Source organism: Micromonospora sp. WMMC264 (assembly GCF_027497275.1).
GTDB lineage: Bacteria > Actinomycetota > Actinomycetes > Mycobacteriales > Micromonosporaceae > Micromonospora > Micromonospora chalcea.
Genome location: NZ_CP114907.1, coordinates 833,167 through 850,446 on the forward strand (window position 1 = coordinate 833,167; position 17,280 = coordinate 850,446).

Sequence of the window (17,280 nt, forward strand, 5' to 3'; positions counted from 1 at the left end):
GTGGACGCATGGCCCGGGGCGGGTGCTGGGCTCCGGTGGGGCGTCACCCGAGCGCGTCCGCCGTCCCCGCCCGCCCCGGCGCCGCTCCGACTCTCGACGGAAGGGCTCTTCATGGCGGCGGTGCTGGACGACTTCCCGGTGTTCACCCCGGTCAGCGACGAGGACGTGGTGTTGGCCGTACGCGCGGTGGCGGTGCATGTGCCGGAGCGGTGGCCGGCGGGTCCACTGTGCCGCAGTGAGCGGGTCCCGCATCCGTGCCGGCTGGCCCGCTGGGGCCGCAGCACGTTGCAGGCGGCCGGGCTCACCGAGGAGCGCGTGGACGAGTTGGTCGCCGCCGGCGACCCGGGCGCCTGGCCGTGGGCGTGACCGGGCTCGGGGCGTACCCGACGGAGAGCTGGCCCGGGTCGGCGGCGGTGCGTGAGGCGGTGGCCCGGTGGCTGCGGCTGGTGGCGGCGGACGCGGAGCTGGCGCCGTACCTCGTCGGGGTTGATCGGGCCCGGCTCGCCGGACACCTGGCGCTCACTCTCACGGTGGCGCTCGGCGGACCGGCGGGCGACATCGCCCGGCCGACGGCCGAGGCATGGCGCGGCCTGGGCCTGACCGAGGCGCAGCACCGCCGCGTGGTCGACTACCTGGCCGGGGTGCTCTGGGCGCTCGACGTGCCGGCAGGCTCGGTGACAGCGGCCCGGCGGGCCTTCTCGGACGAGGCCGGCTGGTGACCGCCGCCCTCGCCGCGTCGTGGTCCGTCACCATGCGGTACGCCCGCGAGGCAGCCGACCACTTCTGGTGCGCGGTCGAGGAGCGCTGCCCCGGGACGCTGCCGGAGCGGGAGGCGGCGGTGTTCCTCGCCGCATTCGGACGGCTGGTCAGCGGTGGCGACGACCCGGCCGGTCGGGCGGCGTTGTTGACCGTGCTCGGCCGGGCCTGTCGCCGCTACCGGCTGCTGCCGCACCAGCTCACCGTCGAGGCCGCGCTCGTCGCGACGGTGTCCCGGCAGGTGAGGTTGACACCGGAACTGGTGGCGGCCTGGGCAGGGGCCGCCCGGCGGGCCACGGCGGCGGTGAGCCGTGCGGTCGAGCAGGCCGACGACGGCCCGCCCTGGTGGCCGGCGCAGGTCGTCGACCACGACCGGGCCGCCGACGGCATCGCCGTGGTGACCGTGCGCCCCTGGCGCCGCCTGGCGTTCCGGCCCGGCCAGGCGCTGCCGGTCTGCGCCGAGCGCCGGCCCGGCCGGTGGCGCTGGTACTCGCCGGCCAACGCCCCGCGCGCCGACGGCACCATCGAACTCCACGTCCGTGCCGTCGCCGCCGTCTCCCGCACGCTCGTGCACCGGGTACGCCCCGGTGACCGGATCTGGCTCGGCCCGCCCCGGTCGACCGGCCTGACCCTCGACCCGGCGTCGAAGGCGGACCTGCTGCTCGTCGCCGGGGGGACCGGGCTGGCGCCGCTGCGCGCCCTGGTCGAGCAGGTCGCCGCCGCGCCGGCCGGTCGCCGGGTCACAGTGGTGGTCGGCGCCCGTACCCTCGCCGACCTCTACGACCCGATCAGCCTCGACAAGCTTCAGAGCAGCAACGACTGGCTGACCGTCGTGCCCGCGTTCTCGCACGATCCGGTGGCGGAGGCGGGAGAGCAGGGTGATGCGCTCACCGTCGCGCTCGACCACTGGCGACCCGGTCAGGAGGTCTACCTGTGCGGGCCACCGTTGATGGTGGCCGGGTCGCGGCTGCGCTTGCTCGTCGGTGGGGTGCCGGCCGAGCGGATCCACCTGCCGGACGGGTTCGGCGTCTGATGGGCGTCTATCACAGCCGCAACGCGCTGGCCGGCCCGCTCACCGCGGACCGGCTCAGCGCCGTCGAGCTGCCCCGCACGTCACTGGGGCGGCGCGGTTACCGGACCGACGACGTCGACGCGCTGTTGCACCGGCTCGTCTACGAACTGGGGGAGCGGAGCCGGCTGCTCGATGACGCCCGGGACGAGAACGACCGCATCAAGCGGGCCCTGCGCGCCTGGCAGGCCGAGGTGCGGGAGGCTGCCGGTGTCGTCTGGTCTCCCGCGGCCATTCCAGGCGCACCGTCCCGTCCCGGCCCCGACGGTCGACGTGCGGGTGAGCGGTGACCCGGACGACACCGGTCGTGCCGCATACTGGCCCGGTGTTCACTCTCGCCCAGGCGCGACACCTGGTGGCCACGCTGCGGCCGCGCGTCGACGAGCTGATCCGGCTGCGGGCCGACCTGGCCGAGCTGCGTGTCGATCTGGCCGACCACGGCGTCAGCGCGCTCGGCGGGCTCGCCGAGGTGAAGGCCCTGGAGGCGCGGCTGCACGTGGTGGTGGACGAGTTCCACCAGCACGAAATCGCGGTCAAGGGGATCGCCCCGGTGCTGCTCGACTTCCCCGGTGAGCGCGACGGCCGGGCGGTGCTGTGGTGCTGGCTGGAGGGGGACACCGACATCAGGTGGTACCACCGGGTCGAGTGCGGATTCGCCGGCCGCCGCCCGGTCTGACCCCGCACAGTGGGTGACGCGCGCCGCGCCGTGCCGTCGGACGCCGGGGAACTGGTCCGGTTGCGAGGGCTGATGCTCGCCGGCATGAGCGGCGCGCCGACGCCGCCGGGCCGCTGGCAGGACGTGGCCCGGGACAATCTGCGCGCCTGGTTGGCCGAGCCGGACCCGTGGCTGGCCGCAGCGCACTGCTGGCCTGGTTCCGGGACCGGGGCGTGCGCCGGGTCGACCTGCGGGCCTCGGCGGCCGGCCGGCCGCTCTACCGTGCCCTGGGTTTCCGGGAGACCGCCGACCCGGCGATGCGCCTGACGTTCCCGGCGGAACAATCCTTCATCCCGCTCCGCGAGACCGGCAACGATTTGTAGGCGTAAGTCGCTATGCGCGCTGAACCGCAAATCGGTGATCTTCCATACGCTGTGATCTTATTGATATCTATCTCTCACCACCACTTCACGCCCCCAGGAGTGCGACGTGCGGAGATCCCGTCTTGCCACCCTCGCCCTGACCCTGGCCGCCTCGGTCGGGGTCACTCTGTCTCTGGCCGCCCCCGCCCAGGCGGCCCCGTCCGACCGCTACGTCGCGCTCGGCGACTCGTACGCCTCCGGCGTCGGCGCCGACAGCTACACGTCCGAGAGCGGTAACTGCCTACGCAGCACGAACGCCTACCCGGCGCTCTACAACGCCAACATCAAGCCGGCGTCGTACCGATCGGTGGCCTGCTCCGGCGCCACCACGGCCGACGTCATCAACAGCCAGCTCTCCGCGCTCTCCTCGACCACCACGCTGGTCAGCGTCACCGTGGGCGGCAACGACGTGGGCTTCGCCAACATCATGAGCACCTGTGTGCTCCAGGGGGAGACCCAGTGCGTGGCGGCCGTGCAGTCCGCCATGAACGTGGCCCGCACCTCGATGCCGGGCCGCCTCGCCAACGTCTACAACGGCATCAAGAGCCGCTCGCCCTCGGCTCGCGTCGTGGTGGTCGGCTACCCGGTCTTCTACCAGCTCGGCACGACCTGTGTCGGGCTCAGCGCCACGTCCCGGGCGAAGATCAACGAGGGCATCAACCTGCTCGACGACATCACCCGTACGGCCGCCGTCTCGGCCGGCTTCAAATTCGCCGACGTCCGCTCCATCTTCGTCGGCCACCAGCTGTGCAGCGGCGGGACCAAGTGGCTGCACGCGCTCAACGTGCTGAGCCTGAGCAAGTCGTACCACCCGACGGCGGCCGGGCAGTCCGGCGGCTACTACCCGGTCTTCCGGTCCGCCGCCGGCTGACCCGGTCCGCGGCAGCGGCACGCCTCCCCGCGGGGGCGTGCCGCTTCGCCGTGCCCGGCGGCGGTGTGCCCGTCAGGCCGGCAGGACCTTCTCGATCGCCGCGCGCAGCTCGGGGTCCTCGGGGGTGACCTGCGGGCCGAACCGGGCGGCCACTGTCCCGTCCGGGGCGACGAGGAACTTCTCGAAGTTCCAGCGCACGTCGCCGGTGTGCCCCTCGGCGTCCGGCGTGGACACCAGTTCGGCGTAGAGCGGGTGCCGGTCCGGGCCGTTGACGTCGACCTTCTCCGTCAGCGGGAACGTCACGCCGTAGTTGACCTGGCAGAACTCCTCGATCTCGGCGGCGCTGCCCGGCTCCTGGCCGGCGAACTGGTTGCACGGCACCCCGAGCACCGTGAGCCCGCGCCCGGCGTACGTGTCGGCGAGTTCCTGAAGGCCCGCGTACTGCGGGGTGAGGCCGCAGCGGGAGGCCACGTTGACCACGAGCAGGGCGCGGCCACGGTAGCGGCCGAGGTCGGCCGGTCCGCCGGTGAGGGCGTCGATCTGGACGTCGAAAACGGTCATGTGACGAGGCTACGGGCCGTCACGCGAACCGTACCGCGCCACCCGTGAAATCGACGCATCTACATCTTGACGAAGTGGTGACGGCGTGAGTAGCGTCTCAGCAATCAATTTGGAAACTTTCCTAACTATTGGAGGGACACCGTATGAAGAGATCGCTCCGCCGGGCCCTGTGGGCCACCGGCGCCGTGGTCGCGCTCGCGGTCGCCGCGGTGCCCATGACCACCGCGTCGGCCGCCGGCAGCGTCACCGCCACCTTCGCCAAGGTGCAGGACTGGGGGACCGGCCACGAAGGGCGGGTGACCGTCACCAACGGCACCAGCTCCACCGTCAACGGCTGGCGCATCGAGTTCACGCTGCCCTCCGGCACCTCGATCAGCAGCTCCTGGGACGCCGACATCACCCGCAGCGGTGACCGCTACGTGGCGGTCAACAAGAGCTGGGCCGCGACGCTCGCCCCCGGCGCCAGCTTCAGCTGGGGCTACAACGGCACCGGCGGCTACAAGGCGCCGGTGAGCTGCACGATCAACGGCGGCACCTGCACCGGCGGCGGCACGCCGACGACCACCGCGCCGACCACGGCGCCGCCGACCACCGCGCCGCCCACCACGGCGCCGCCGACGACCGCCCCGCCGACCACGCAGCCGCCCACCACGCCGCCGCCCGGCGGCAAGAAGGTCGTCGGCTACTTCGCCGAGTGGGGCGTCTACGCCCGCAACTACCACGTCAAGAACATCCACACCAGCGGCTCGGCCGCGAAGCTCACCCACATCCTGTACGCCTTCGGCAACACCACCGGCGGCCGGTGCAGCATCGGGGACAGCTACGCCGACTACGAGAAGGCGTACACCGCCGCGGACAGCGTCGACGGCGTGGCCGACACCTGGGACCAGCCGCTGCGCGGCAGCTTCAACCAGCTGCGCAAGCTGAAGAAGATGTACCCGAACCTGAAGGTCCTCTGGTCCTTCGGTGGCTGGACCTGGTCCGGCGGCTTCACCCAGGCCGCGCAGAACCCGGCCGCGTTCGCCGACTCCTGCTACTCCCTGGTCAAGGACCCGCGCTGGGCGGACGTCTTCGACGGCATCGACGTCGACTGGGAGTACCCGAACGCCTGCGGCCTCCAGTGCGACAGCAGCGGCCCGAACGCCTTCAAGAACGTGGTCTCGGCGCTGCGGAGCAAGTTCGGCTCCAGCTTCCTGGTCACCGCGGCGATCACCGCCGACGGCAGCAACGGCGGCAAGATCGACGCGACCGACTACGCGGGCGCCGCGACGAACCTCAACTGGCTGATGCCGATGACGTACGACTACTTCGGCGCCTTCAACGCCCAGGGGCCGACCGCGCCGCACTCGCCGCTCTACTCGTACTCGGGCATCCCGCAGCAGGGCTTCTGGTCCGACGCGGCGATCCAGAAGCTGAAGTCCAAGGGCGTACCGTCCAGCAAGCTGCTGCTCGGCGTCGGCTTCTACGGACGCGGCTGGACCGGCGTGACCCAGGCTGCGCCCGGCGGCAGTGCCACCGGCGCGGCCCCCGGCACCTACGAGGCCGGCATCGAGGACTACAAGGTGCTCAAGAACAGCTGCCCGGCCACCGGCACGGTCGGCGGCACCGCGTACGCCAAGTGCGGCAGCAACTGGTGGAGCTACGACACCCCGGCGACCATCGGCGGGAAGATGAGCTACGCCAACAGCCAGGGCCTCGGTGGCGCGTTCTTCTGGGAGCTCTCCGGTGACACCAGCAACGGTGAGCTGATCGGCGCCATCAAGGGCGGTCTCGGCTGAGCCGAGGGCCGACGCACCACCCACCCGGCGGGGAGGGGCCGTACCGGCCCCTCCCCGCCCGCGTGCCGCCCTGGCAGAGCGCGCCGATCCGGGTCAGGATGGGGAGTCACCCGGCCGCGCGGGCCGGGTGTGGCACACTCGCCGCTCGACGAGTCCACGCGACGGGAGGACCGATGGATCGCAGCCACCGCGGCCGGTTCGCCGCGCTCGCCCTCGCCTTCGCGCTCACGCCGGCGCTGGCCGCCTGCGGCTCCGGCCCGGACGGCGCCGCCACCGCGCCCAGCGGCCGGGCGCCCGCCGAGGAGGCGGCGGCCAAGAGCCGGGAGCGCGTGCAGGCGTACCTCGACGCGCTCACCGCCCGCGACGCCGACGCCGGCCGCAGCCAGCTCTGCGCGCCCATGCACGCCGCCTTCGACGCCGCCGCCACCGGCCCGAACGGCGACTTCGCCGACCACTTCACGGTGCCCGACGCGACGATCACCGACGTCCGCTCCGGCCCGAACGGGCAGGAGGTCAGCGCCTCCGTCACGGTGGCCGCCGGATCTCGCAAGGCCACCCGGTCCCTGCTGTTCACGGTGACCCGTAACGGGGCGGACTGGTGCATCTCCGGCGAGGTTCCCGGCGACCGCACGGCCGACCCGTCCGAGCCGCCGCCGGCGGCGCGGCCCTCGCCGGTCTCCTCCCAGTGACCGGAACCATGCCCCTCGGCGGCGAGTGATCGCGACGGTCGCCGTACGCTTTCCTCCATGCGCCATGAGTGGCATCAGCTGAGTCACCCCGCCGTGGGCAGCCCTGGCCTGCAGACCAGCCGCCCGACCGCCGACTCCGCCGAGGACGCGGCCCTCGGCCTCGACCGATGGCGGGAGCTGCCGCGCGCGCAGACCCCGCCGTGGGACGACCAGGCCCAGGTCGCCGAGGTCTGCCGGGTGCTGGACACGGTTCCCTCGGTGGTCGCGCCCTACGAGGTCGACCAGCTGCGGCAGCGGCTGGCCCTGGTCTGCGAGGGCAAGGCGTTCCTGCTCCAGGGCGGTGACTGCGCCGAGACGTTCGCCGACAACACCGAGAGCCACCTGCTCGCCAACGCCCGCACGCTGCTCCAGATGGCCATCGTGCTCACGTACGGCGCGTCGCTGCCGGTGGTCAAGGTGGCCCGGGTGGCCGGCCAGTACACCAAGCCCCGGTCCCTGCCGACCGACGCCCGGGGGCTGCCCGCCTACCGCGGCGACATGATCAACTCGCTGGAGGCCACGCCGGAGGCGCGGGTCGCCGACCCGCAGCGCATGATCCGGGCGTACGCCAACTCGGCCGCCGCGATGAACATGCTCCGGGCGTACCTGGCAGGCGGCCTGGCCGACCTGCACGCCGTGCACGACTGGAACAAGGACTTCGTCCGGCAGTCCCCGGCCGGGGAGCGCTACGACGCGATCGCCCGCGAGATCGACCGGGCACTGGCCCTCATCCGGGCCTGCGGGATGACCGACGACGAGGCGCTGCGCACCGTCACGCTCTACTGCTCGCACGAGGCGCTGGCGCTGGAGTACGACCGGGCGCTGACCCGGATCTCCGACCACAAGGCGTACGGCCTGTCCGGGCACTTCCTCTGGATCGGCGAGCGGACCCGGCAGATCGACGGCGCGCACATCGACTTCATCTCCCGCATCGCCAACCCGATCGGCGTCAAGCTCGGCCCCACCACCACGCCGGACGAGGCGATCGAGCTCTGCGAGAAGCTCAACCCGGACAACATCCCCGGCCGGCTCACGCTGATCAGCCGGATGGGCAACCACCGGGTACGCGACGCGCTGCCGCCGATCGTGGCGAAGGTCACCGCCGCCGGCGCGAAGGTCGTCTGGCAGTGCGACCCGATGCACGGCAACACGCACGAGTCCTCGAACGGCTACAAGACCCGGCACTTCGACCGGATCGTGGACGAGGTGCTCGGCTACTTCGAGGTGCACCGCGGCCTCGACACCCACCCGGGCGGCCTGCACGTCGAGCTGACCGGCGAGGACGTCACCGAGTGCCTCGGCGGCGCCCAGGGCATCGAGGACCTCGACCTGCCCGACCGGTACGAGACCGCCTGCGACCCCCGGCTCAACACCCAGCAGTCGCTGGAGTTGGCGTTCCTGGTGGCGGAGATGCTCCGTGGCTGACGCGAGGAGTGAGCTTGCGAGCCCTGAGCTGATCGATCTGCGGACCGACACCGTGACCCGGCCGACGCCGGGGATGCGGGAGGCGATGGCCGCCGCCGAGGTGGGCGACGACGTCTACGGCGAGGACCCGACAGTCACCGCCCTGGAGGCGGAGGTGGCCGCGCTGTTCGGCCACGAGGCGGCGCTGTTCGCCCCGAGCGGATCGATGGCCAACCAGATCGCGCTCCAGTTGCACGTGCCGCCCGGCGACGAGTTGCTCTGCGACGCCGACGCGCACGTGGTCACGTACGAGGTGGGGGCCGCCGCCGCGTACGGTGGGATCTCCTCGCGGACGTGGCCGGCGGTGGGCGCGGACCTGGACCCCGACGTGGTCGCCGGGATGATCCGGCCGGACGGCTACTTCGCGGTGCCGACCCGCGCGATCGCGGTGGAGCAGACCCACAACCGGGGCGGCGGCGGGGTGATCCCGCTGCCGACGCTGCGCCGCATGCGCGAGGTCGCCGACGAGCACGGGGTGGCGCTGCACTGCGACGGCGCCCGGATCTGGCACGCGCACGTCGCGGACGGGGTGCCGCTGGCCGGGTACGGGGAGCTGTTCGACACGCTCTCGGTGTGCCTCTCCAAGGGCCTCGGCGCGCCGGTCGGCTCGCTGGTGGTGGGCAGCGCGGAGAAGATCGCCCGCGCGCGGGTCCTGCGCAAGCGGATGGGCGGTGGCATGAGGCAGGTCGGCATTCTTGCCGCCGCCGGCCGGTACGCGCTGGCGCACCACGTCGAGCGGCTCGCCGAGGACCACGCGAAGGCGGCCCGGCTGGCCGAGGCGGTCGCCCCGCACGGGGTGCTCGCGTCGGTGGTGCGCACGAACATCGTGCCGCTGGACCTGACCAAGCACCCTCTCGACGCGCACGCGCTGGCGGCAGCCGCGCGGGAAGCCGGTCTGCTGATCTCGGTGCTCGGCCCGCGTACCGCCCGGTTGGTGACCCACCTGGACGTCACCGACGAGCAGATCGACAGCGCCGCCACCATCCTCGACACCGCCCTGCGCGCCTGACCCTCCGGCAACGCCGTGGCGAGGGCGGGAGGAAACGGCTGTGTCAGGGGCGCAGGCGTTTGAGGGCGGCGATGTCGGCGGCGTGGCCTACGTGCTTCTCCGTCGGGGTCTCCACCAGCACCGGTACGCCGGCGGTCGCCGGATGGCGCATCAGCTCGGCGAACGCCGGTTCGCCGATGGTGCCCTTGCCGATGTTCTCGTGCCGGTCCCGGGTGGAGCCGCACAGGTCCTTCGAGTCGTTCGCGTGCACCAGCCGCAGCCGGTCGGCGCCCACCGTGGCGACCAGCGTGTCGAGCGTGGCGGTCATGCCGCCCTCGGCGGCCAGGTCGTGCCCGGCCGCCCAGGCGTGACAGGTGTCGAAGCAGACGCCCAGCATCGGGTGCCGGTCGACCGCGTCGAGGTAGGGGCCGAGGTGCTCGACCCGGGACGCCAGTGACCGGCCGCCCCCGGCGCTCGGCTCGACCAGCAGCATCGGCCCGCTGGTGGCCGCAGTCTCGTCGAGCAGCGGGAGCAGCGACTCCCGGACCTGCCGCAGGGCCGCCTCGGCGTGCCCGGCGTCCACCGAGCTGCCGGCGTGGAACACCACGCCCTCGGCGCCGATCGCCCGGCCCCGCCGCAGCGCGTGGGCGAGCGTCTCCGCCGACCTGGTGACCGTCGCGGGGGTGGGGGAGCCGAGGTTGACCAGCAGCGACGCGTGGATGAACACGGGCAGGCCACGCTCGGCGCAGCCGTCGCGGAACAGCGCGTCCTGCGCCGGGTCACCGGCCGGCAGCGCCCAGCCACGCGAGTTCGAGACGTAGACCTGCACCACCTCGGACTCGGCCGCATCCGCGTACGGCAGGGCCGCCCGCGCCAGGCCACCGGAGGTGGGGGTGTGCGACCCCACCGGCCGGCACCCGTTCGCCGCGCTCACAGGCACGTCACAGTGATCGTGGTGCCCGGCGGCACCGGCGTGTTCTCGGCCGGGTTCTGGATCCGGACGATGCCGTTCGGGTTGAGCTGGATGTTGACCGGGAAGCCCTGGCTCTCCAGCGTCTGCTTGGCCTGCTGGCAGGGCATGTCGACCACCCGGGGCACGGCCACCTGCGGCGGGCCCTTGCTGATCTCCAGCTTGACCTGGGCGCCCTTTTCCACACCGGTGCCGTCGGCCGGGCTCTGGCCGAGGATCTCGTCCTTCGGCTTGTCGGACTCCTTGACGTTCTCCACCGGCTTGAGCCCGAGCCGCGCGAGGATGGCGCGCGCCTCGGTGAGGCTCTTGCCGACCAGGTCGGGCACGCTCACCGGAGCGCGGCCCTTGCTGAGGATCAGCGTCACCTTGGCCCCGGGCTTGACCTCAGTGCCCACCTTCGGGTCGGTGGCCAGCACGACACCCGCCGGCAGCGCGTCGTCGTAGCGGGAGCTGCCCTTGGCCGCGACCAGGTTGAGACCCTCCAGCTCCACCTGGGCGAGCGCGAAGTCCTTGCCCACCACGTCCGGCACCGGCAGGCGCTCCGGACCGAGCGACAGGGTCAGCGTGATCGTGCCGCCCTTGACGATCCGGGCGGCCGAGCCCGGCGCCTGCCCGAGCACGGTGTCCTTCGGGACGTTCTCGTCGTACCGGGGGTCGGCGTAGCGCAGCGTGAAACCACCGCGCTGGGCCTGCGCCTCCGCCTCGGCCTTGGTGAGGCTCACCATCTGCGGCGCGACCGTGTAGCGGCCCACGCCGAACCACCAGCCGCCGACGGCGGCGACCAGGCCGAGCACCACGACCGCCGCGGCGACGGCCAGCCGGCCGCGCGGCGAACCCATGATCCGGGTACGCAGGGCGGCGAACCGGGCGCCCACCCCCTCCGGTTCGGCGGCGCGTCGGCGGTGCGGGCGCTGCGTGGCGGCGCCCTCGGGCAGCCGGGCCCACGACGGGCGCTCGATCGGCTGCAGCGCGGCCACCACCTGCGTCGGCTGGCTCAGCACCGCCGTGTCGTCGCTGAGCTGACGCAGGACAGTGGTGTGCGTGTGCGGGTTGCCCAGTTCCTCGCGGGCCGCCTGCACCTCGGTCAGCAGCGCCGCGGCGTCGGCCGGACGGGCGGCCGGGTCGCGCCGGGTGGCCCGGGCGACGAGCGCGTCGACAGCCGGCGGCAGCGCCGGAACCAGCGTGGACGGGGCCGGCACGTCCCGGTCGACATGCTGCCAGGCGACCTCCACCGGGCGGTCGCCGTCGTAGGGCACCCGGCCGGTGAGCATCTCGAACAGCACGATGCCGGCCGAGTAGACGTCGGTGCGCGGGTCGGCGTGGCCCTGGGTGACCAGCTCCGGCGCCACGTACGCCACCGTCGCCATGAGCTGGTTGCCGTTCTCGTCCTCCGCGCTCGCCTCGACGGCCCGGGCCAGCCCGAAGTCGGCCACCTTGACCACGCTGTCGACCAGGTCGCGGCTGCCGCCGGCGGGCACCTCGGCGACCAGGACGTTCTCCGGCTTGACGTCGCGGTGCACCAGGCCGGCCCGGTGCGCGGCGGCGAGCGCGGCGAGCACCTGCTCGGTGATCGCGAGCGCCTCGTCCGGGTTCAGCCGGCGGCGCTCGGCGAGCACGTCACGCAGCGTGCGGCCGCGCACGTACTCCATCACCAGGTACGGCAGGCCGGCGTGGATGCCCTGGTCGTAGACCGCCACCACGTTCGGGTGGGTGAGCCGGGCGATCGTCTTCGCCTCGTCGGTGAACCGCTCGACGAACCCGGCCATCCGGGCCCGGGCCTGCGGCGCCTGGGTCGGGTGAATGATCTTGACCGCCACGGTGCGCTCCAGGCGCTCGTCGGTGGCGGTGTACACGGTCGCCATGCCGCCACGGGCGACGCGACCGCGAATGCGGTAGCGTCCCTCGATCAGCGAGCCCAGCAACGTGTCGGCGACCTGTGTGTCCATCGGCAGGCAGTCTATGTGTCGGAAGGGTGAACGTAGAACAGGATGCTACCGCCGGGTTGGGACACCGGTGGCCCGGCGCGCTCCGGCGCAGGTCGGGGGGTGCCGTGCACCGGATCCGGCGGGCACGTGGCAGGGTGGTCGGGTGACCGATTCCGTACCCGCCGAGACCGGCGCCGACCTGGCCGGACCGGCCGACCCGGCCGGCTGGCTGACGCTGCCCGACGTGGCCGAGCGCCTGGACCTGTCGATCAGCAAGGTGCACCAGATGATCCGCGACCGCGAGCTGCTCGCGGTGCGCCGCGACGGCGTCCGCCGCGTCCCGGCCGACCTGGTGGCCAACCGCACCGTGCTCAAGCACCTGCCCGGCGTGCTCAACCTGCTCGCCGACGCCGGGTACGACGACGAGGAGGCGCTGCGCTGGCTCTACCGGGAGGACCCGTCGCTTCCCGGCACCCCCGCAGTGGCCCTCGGCGGCGACCTGGCCCGCGAGGTCAAACGCCGAGCCCAGGCCGTGGCCTTCTAACCCACACCCCACCCACCCACCCACCCCGTCGATCATGAAGTTGACGGCGAAGTCGATCTCCAAAAGTGCCGCCAACTTCATGATCGACCGCTTCGGAGGCGGGGGACAGCGCGGGGGGAGTGGTTGTCAGGCGGGGCGGCGGGTGGCGGCTATGGCCAGGTCCACCAGCGCCTGGCGGGCCTCGGTGTCCAGGTCGACGGCGGTGAGCGCGGCCAGCGCGCTCTCGGTGAGCGCGGTGATGTGCCGTTCGGCACGCTCCAGCGCGCCGCTGGAGGTGATCAGCTCGCGCAGCCGGTCCACCCCGACCACGTCCAGGTCCGGTACGCCCAGCCCGGCCAGCAGCGCCTCCCGGCCGGCCTCGTCGAGCGTCTCCAGGGCGGCCGCCACCAGGTACGTCCGCTTGCCCTCGCGCAGGTCGTCACCGGCCGGCTTGCCGGTCAGCTCCGGGTCGCCGAACACGCCCAGCACGTCGTCGCGGAGCTGGAACGCCTCACCCAGCGGCAGCCCGTACGCGGAGTAGGCGGCGTGCACCTCGGCCGGGGCGCCGGCCAGCGCGGCGCCCAGCAGCAGCGGCCGTTCGACCGTGTACTTCGCCGACTTGTACCGGGCCACCTTGGCCGCCCGGTCGAGCGAGGTGTCAGCGGTCGCCTGGGTCAGCACGTCCAGGTACTGCCCGACGGTCACCTCGGTGCGCATCTCGTCGAAGACCGGCCGGGCCCGGGCCACCGTCGCCGGCGGCAGGCCGGAGGAGTGCAGCAGCTCGTCGGACCAGACCAGGCACAGGTCACCCAGCAGGATCGCGGCCGAGTCGCCGAACGCGTCCGCGTCGCCGCCCCAGCCGGCCGCCCGGTGCCGGGCGGCGAACCTGCGGTGCACCGCCGGCTCGCCCCGCCGGGTGTCCGACCGGTCCATCAGGTCGTCGTGAATCAGCGCGCTGGCCTGCACGAACTCCAGCGCGGCCAGGGCGGCGACGACCTGGTCGGAGTCGACTCCGCCGGCGCCCCGGTAGCCCCAGTAGCCGAACGCCGGGCGCAGCCGCTTGCCGCCGCCCAGCACGAACGCCTCGATCGCCTCGGCGACGGGCAGCAGGCCGTCGTCGACGGCGGTCAGCCAGCCGCGCTGGCCGGCCAGGAACTCGGTGAGCGCCTTGTCGATCCGCTGACGCAGGCCGGCACGGTCGACGGGGGAAACGGGAGCAGCGTGGGTCACGCCACGACGCTAGCGGTTCGGGCCCGCTCCCGTCGTGCCGCCGTCCCGGCGTGCCTCGCAGCTCACCGGCGGCGACGGCCGCCACGGGTGCCGTGACGGCAGGTACGGACGGGTCGCCGCGAGCAGCCGTGCGTACCCCCGGGTCGCCGGTCCGGGCGGACGGCGGGCCAGCCCGCGGCGGAACTCGGTGAGCTGGCCGACGGCCCGGGGCGAACCGGAGCGGACCGCGTCGAGCAGCGCCTCGCCGGCCACCGCGCACGCCTCGGGCTCCGCGCCGAGCCCCAGGTGCGCCCGGGCCAGCCAGCCGCCGTACACGGCGGAGCGGCGCGGGCGGCCCGGCGCTGTCACCACGGGCGTCAGCAGCGGCACGGCCGCGGCGGCCCGGCCCAGCGCGACGAGCGTGCGCCCGGTCATCGCGGCCAGCTCGGCGGCGTCCAGCCAGTAGAGCCACTGCGGCTCCCGGCCGGGCTCCGGCGGCCCGGCCCGGTCGGCGCCGGCCAGCGCCTCACCGGCGGCGCGACGCCGCCCGCCGAGCGCGGCGGCGAGGGCGACCCGGTGCAGCAGCAGCGCCCGCAGCCCCGGGGAGGCGGTGGCGCGGCTGGCCGCGTACCCGATCCGGGCCAGGACCAGCGCGCCGGCCGCGTCACCGGCGTCGGACAGCAGGTGGCTGGCCGACCCGAGCACGTGCCCGGCCAGCGGCGGCTCCCCGGCGGCCACCGCGGCCCGCAGCGCCAGCCGGTAGGCGACCAGGCCGCCGGTGAGGTCGCCGGCGTCGGCGGCCAGCCACCCGGCGAGCTGCGCCGACTCGGCCAGCGACGGCAGCATCCGCCGCCGGCCGGCGGGCCCGGCGCGCCGGTAGCCGCGCACCGAGCGGCGCAGCCGGCGGGCGCCGAGCCCGGCGAGGTCGCCGCCACCGAGCAGGTCGTCCCAGCGGCGCAGCGTGGCCAGTGACGCCCCGTCCGCCGGGTGCCCCCGGACGGGGCCGGCGCGGTCGGCGGCGCGGGCCGGTCCGTACCCGTCGCCGGTGGCCGGGCCGGGGACCGGCGGTGTCGCCGGGCCGGTGAAGGGACCGGCCAGCGTGCCGCCGCCCGGGTCGGCGGCCCAGCGGTGCGCCAGGGTGAGCAGCGCCAGCCGGGCCCGGGACCCGGCCGGGTCGACGGCCACCGGCGTCACGCCGAGCCGGCGGCTGCTGGCGGCGGCCCCGGCGAGCAGCTCGCCGGGCACGCCCAGGACCGTCGCCAGCCACGCGGACCAGAAGTCGCCGGGGAACCGGAGCTGGCGCTCCCAGCGGGACACCTCGTGCCGGGTCAGGGTGGGCACGCCGGAGGCAGCGCAGAGCTCGGCGGCGAGGCGCTGCTGGCTCCAGCCGCGGGCGGCCCGCAGCTCGGCCAGGAGCGGCCCGAGCAGGCGCGGACCGGGCGGCCAGGACGGGATCATGGTGACCTCCGGGGGCGACGGCGTGAAATGGCGACGCGGACGTCCGGCTGGCGCCAGCGCGTCACAGTCGTGCGACCCCCGCGCGGGCCCCCGGGACGGCCGTCGGCCGCCCCACCGCGCTGTGGTCTTTCTACCCCCGGGGTACGACGTCGCGCCGCGAAGTGTTCGCGGGCTGGGAAGACCCTCGGTAAGCCGTGCGCTCCCGGCTACAGTCGGTCCGTGGCGCTCGGTCTTCCCTCGGTCCTCCCCAATCCCCAGCCGGCCATCGGGGAGCTGATCCGTGACGGCCGCCCCACCTTCTCCTTCGAGTTCTTCCCGCCGAAGACGCAGGCCGGGGAGAAGCTGCTCTGGCAGGCCATCCGCGAGCTGGAGTCGCTGCGCCCCTCGTTCGTCTCGATCACCTACGGCGCGGGCGGCTCGACCCGCGACACCACGGTGGCGGTGACCGAGCGGATCGCCACCGAGACCACGCTGCTGCCGATGGCGCACCTGACCGCGGTGAACCACTCGGTCGCCGAGCTGCGGCACGTGATCGGCCGGCTGGCCTCGGTCGGGGTGCGCAACGTGCTGGCCGTGCGGGGTGACCCGCCGGGCGACCCGGGCGGCGAGTGGATCGCCCACCCCGAGGGCGTCCGGTACGCCGAGGACCTGGTCCGGCTGGTCCGCGACAGCGGTGACTTCAGCGTCGGCGTGGCCGCCTTCCCGTACAAGCACCCGCGTTCGCCGGACGTGGACAGCGACACCGCCTACTTCGTGCGCAAGTGCCGGGCCGGCGCGGAGTTCGCGATCACCCAGATGTTCTTCGACGCCGACGACTACCTGCGGCTGCGTGACCGGGTGGCCGCCACCGGCTGCGACACGCCGATCCTGGCCGGGGTGATGCCGGTGACCCAGATCGGCACCATCGAACGCTCCGTGCAGCTGTCCGGCGCGCCGTTCCCGCCGGCGCTCGCCGAGCGGTTCGAGCGGGTGGCCGACGACCCCGAGGCGGTCCGCCGCCTCGGCGTGGAGCAGGCGAGCGAGATGTGCGAGAAGCTGCTCGACGAGGGCGTGCCGGGGATCCACTTCATCACGCTCAACCGGTCCACCGCGACCCGCGAGGTGTGGCAGCGGCTGCGCGCGGCCGCACGGGTGTGACCACCCGCCACACGACACCCGCGCCGTGCTTCTACGGTTGATCCGTGGTGGGCACACAGCTGAACTGGGACCAGTACGCGACCGCGTGGGCGCGGCTGCACGGCGGATTCGATCCGCGTACCGCCGCGCCGGTGGTGCGTGCCTGGCTGCGCTTCGCCTACCACGTGGGCTACGTGCTGGGCCGGCTGCGCGTCGGCCCGACCCCGGTGACCGTGTTCGGGGTGCTGCTCTGCTTCTGCGTACCCCTGTTCGCGGAGCGGCCCGGCGACGGACCGTTCCTGGGCGCGCTGTTCGTGCTGCTGGCGGCGGTGGCCGACAGCGTCGACGGCGCGGTGGCGGTCGCGACCGGCCGCACCACCCGGCTGGGTTACGTCTACGACTCGGTCGCCGACCGGCTCGGCGAGGTGGCCTGGCTGATCGCGTTCTGGCTGCTCGGCGCGCCGGGCGCGCTGGTCGCGGCGGCCGGGGGTCTGTCCTGGCTGCACGAGTACGTGCGGGCGCGCGCGGTGTCGGCGGGGATGCGGGAGATCGGCGCGGTGACGGTGGGGGAGCGGCCCACCCGGGTCAGCGTGGCGCTGGTCGGGCTGCTCGTCGCCGGGCTCACCGGGCTGATCGACGCCGACCTGACGGCCGGCACCATCACCATGGCCACCACGGTGTGGGTGCTGCTCGCCGGGTTCGGCCTGGGGCAGTTGCTCTCCGCCGTCCGCCGCGCCCTGGTCGACGCGGGCTGACCGCCGCGCCCGCGCCCGCGCAGCCCCGCCGC

The 17,280-nt window shown here is 74.1% G+C and carries 19 protein-coding genes; 14 read left to right on the forward strand and 5 right to left on the reverse strand.

Annotated elements, in window-relative coordinates; all coding sequences use genetic code 11:
• Nucleotides 1–111 precede the first annotated feature (111 nt).
• The 7 genes from O7542_RS03965 (at nucleotide 112) to O7542_RS03995 (ending at nucleotide 3,773) form a co-directional block, all read left to right on the forward strand.
• Nucleotides 112–366, forward strand: coding sequence for a hypothetical protein (locus O7542_RS03965; RefSeq protein ID WP_194801189.1), 255 nt, complete (start codon nucleotides 112–114; stop codon nucleotides 364–366).
• Nucleotides 357–719 (forward strand): hypothetical protein, encoded by a 363-nt coding sequence (locus tag O7542_RS03970; protein WP_244206187.1) that lies wholly within the window; start codon nucleotides 357–359, stop codon nucleotides 717–719. Before O7542_RS03965 ends, O7542_RS03970 begins: the two co-directional genes overlap by 10 nt.
• Nucleotides 716–1,789 carry an FAD-binding oxidoreductase gene (locus O7542_RS03975; protein WP_281605720.1) on the forward strand — a complete coding sequence of 358 codons (1,074 nt, stop codon included), beginning with the start codon at nucleotides 716–718 and terminating at the stop codon, nucleotides 1,787–1,789. Before O7542_RS03970 ends, O7542_RS03975 begins: the two co-directional genes overlap by 4 nt.
• Nucleotides 1,789–2,115, forward strand: coding sequence for a DivIVA domain-containing protein (locus O7542_RS03980; RefSeq protein WP_043329425.1), 327 nt, complete (start codon nucleotides 1,789–1,791; stop codon nucleotides 2,113–2,115). The genes O7542_RS03975 and O7542_RS03980 overlap by 1 nt, the downstream gene beginning before the upstream one ends.
• A 35-nt stretch (nucleotides 2,116–2,150) precedes the next feature.
• Complete coding sequence (locus O7542_RS03985; RefSeq protein ID WP_041784221.1) at nucleotides 2,151–2,501, forward strand: DUF2203 domain-containing protein; 351 nt, start codon at nucleotides 2,151–2,153, stop codon at nucleotides 2,499–2,501.
• Between the two features lie 167 nt (nucleotides 2,502–2,668).
• Nucleotides 2,669–2,863 carry a hypothetical protein gene (locus O7542_RS03990; protein ID WP_064445200.1) on the forward strand — a complete coding sequence of 65 codons (195 nt, stop codon included), beginning with the start codon at nucleotides 2,669–2,671 and terminating at the stop codon, nucleotides 2,861–2,863.
• A gap of 106 nt (nucleotides 2,864–2,969) precedes the next feature.
• On the forward strand, nucleotides 2,970–3,773 hold the full coding sequence (locus O7542_RS03995) for an SGNH/GDSL hydrolase family protein (RefSeq protein WP_043329427.1): 804 nt from the start codon (nucleotides 2,970–2,972) through the stop codon (nucleotides 3,771–3,773).
• Between the two features lie 72 nt (nucleotides 3,774–3,845).
• On the opposite strand, the gene O7542_RS04000 is transcribed toward O7542_RS03995, so the two are convergent.
• Complete coding sequence (locus O7542_RS04000; RefSeq protein WP_013287644.1) at nucleotides 3,846–4,334, reverse strand: glutathione peroxidase; 489 nt, start codon at nucleotides 4,332–4,334, stop codon at nucleotides 3,846–3,848.
• Nucleotides 4,335–4,477: 143 nt separating this feature from the next.
• Between O7542_RS04000 and O7542_RS04005 the strand changes: the two genes are divergently transcribed.
• The 4 genes from O7542_RS04005 to O7542_RS04020 all read left to right on the forward strand — a co-directional run bounded on the left by O7542_RS04005 (nucleotide 4,478) and on the right by O7542_RS04020 (nucleotide 9,313).
• A complete protein-coding gene (locus O7542_RS04005) occupies nucleotides 4,478–6,112 on the forward strand; it encodes a glycosyl hydrolase family 18 protein (RefSeq protein WP_069089011.1) in 1,635 nt (544 codons plus the stop codon).
• Nucleotides 6,113–6,285: 173 nt separating this feature from the next.
• On the forward strand, nucleotides 6,286–6,801 hold the full coding sequence (locus O7542_RS04010) for a hypothetical protein (RefSeq protein WP_069089012.1): 516 nt from the start codon (nucleotides 6,286–6,288) through the stop codon (nucleotides 6,799–6,801).
• A gap of 57 nt (nucleotides 6,802–6,858) precedes the next feature.
• Nucleotides 6,859–8,265, forward strand: coding sequence for a 3-deoxy-7-phosphoheptulonate synthase class II (locus O7542_RS04015; RefSeq protein ID WP_104114579.1), 1,407 nt, complete (start codon nucleotides 6,859–6,861; stop codon nucleotides 8,263–8,265).
• A gap of 28 nt (nucleotides 8,266–8,293) precedes the next feature.
• Nucleotides 8,294–9,313 (forward strand): GntG family PLP-dependent aldolase, encoded by a 1,020-nt coding sequence (locus O7542_RS04020; RefSeq protein WP_281606442.1) that lies wholly within the window; start codon nucleotides 8,294–8,296, stop codon nucleotides 9,311–9,313.
• Between the two features lie 43 nt (nucleotides 9,314–9,356).
• On the opposite strand, the gene O7542_RS04025 is transcribed toward O7542_RS04020, so the two are convergent.
• Both O7542_RS04025 and pknB read right to left on the reverse strand, forming a co-directional pair.
• Nucleotides 9,357–10,226 (reverse strand): deoxyribonuclease IV, encoded by an 870-nt coding sequence (locus O7542_RS04025; RefSeq protein WP_176722844.1) that lies wholly within the window; start codon nucleotides 10,224–10,226, stop codon nucleotides 9,357–9,359.
• Nucleotides 10,223–12,208, reverse strand: a complete 1,986-nt coding sequence (gene pknB, locus O7542_RS04030; RefSeq protein ID WP_064445208.1) for a Stk1 family PASTA domain-containing Ser/Thr kinase — start codon at nucleotides 12,206–12,208, stop codon at nucleotides 10,223–10,225. The genes O7542_RS04025 and pknB overlap by 4 nt, the downstream gene beginning before the upstream one ends.
• 142 nt (nucleotides 12,209–12,350) lie before the next feature.
• Here pknB and O7542_RS04035 point away from each other — a divergent pair, with 142 nt between their 5' ends.
• Nucleotides 12,351–12,731 carry an Rv2175c family DNA-binding protein gene (locus O7542_RS04035; RefSeq protein WP_043329433.1) on the forward strand — a complete coding sequence of 127 codons (381 nt, stop codon included), beginning with the start codon at nucleotides 12,351–12,353 and terminating at the stop codon, nucleotides 12,729–12,731.
• Nucleotides 12,732–12,857: 126 nt separating this feature from the next.
• Here the strand turns inward: O7542_RS04035 and O7542_RS04040 are convergent, their stop codons facing one another.
• Both O7542_RS04040 and O7542_RS04045 read right to left on the reverse strand, forming a co-directional pair.
• Nucleotides 12,858–13,940: a polyprenyl synthetase family protein gene (locus O7542_RS04040; RefSeq protein ID WP_281605721.1), complete on the reverse strand. Its 1,083-nt coding sequence runs from the start codon at nucleotides 13,938–13,940 to the stop codon at nucleotides 12,858–12,860.
• 9 nt (nucleotides 13,941–13,949) lie between these two features.
• Nucleotides 13,950–15,377 (reverse strand): helix-turn-helix transcriptional regulator, encoded by a 1,428-nt coding sequence (locus O7542_RS04045; protein WP_281605722.1) that lies wholly within the window; start codon nucleotides 15,375–15,377, stop codon nucleotides 13,950–13,952.
• Between the two features lie 219 nt (nucleotides 15,378–15,596).
• On the opposite strand from O7542_RS04045, the gene metF reads away from it, so the two are divergent.
• Together metF and O7542_RS04055 are read left to right on the forward strand one after the other, a co-directional pair.
• On the forward strand, nucleotides 15,597–16,514 hold the full coding sequence (metF, locus tag O7542_RS04050; RefSeq protein WP_064445210.1) for a methylenetetrahydrofolate reductase [NAD(P)H]: 918 nt from the start codon (nucleotides 15,597–15,599) through the stop codon (nucleotides 16,512–16,514).
• Between the two features lie 44 nt (nucleotides 16,515–16,558).
• Complete coding sequence (locus O7542_RS04055; protein ID WP_064445211.1) at nucleotides 16,559–17,248, forward strand: CDP-alcohol phosphatidyltransferase family protein; 690 nt, start codon at nucleotides 16,559–16,561, stop codon at nucleotides 17,246–17,248.
• Nucleotides 17,249–17,280 lie beyond the last annotated feature (32 nt).